Here is a 257-nt window from a genome sequence, read left to right on the forward strand (position 1 = left end):
GGTCCACCAGCTCATCGCGCAGCGACAGGTGCACGCGCACCCCGGGATGCGCCTGCTGGAAGCTGCGCACCGCCGGCACCACATGACGGCGTCCGAATCCATTGGGCGCGGTGAGCTTGAGTACGCCGGCCACCACGTCCTGGCGCTGCTCCAGCGCCGCCTCGGCCGCTTCCACCGCATCCAGCACGCGGCGGCAGTGCAGGTGGAACAGGCTGCCCTCGTCGGTGAGCGAGGCGCGTCGCGTGCTGCGGTTCAAC

At 71.2% G+C, this 257-nt stretch carries 1 protein-coding gene; it reads right to left on the minus strand.

Going from position 1 to position 257, the window contains the following annotated elements:
- On the minus strand, window positions 1-257 hold a 257-nt coding region (locus ACR9ZK_RS22555), incomplete at both ends, for a LysR substrate-binding domain-containing protein (RefSeq protein ID WP_481344159.1).

The sequence above is a fragment of the Monashia sp. HAY1-5C genome (assembly GCF_056755255.1).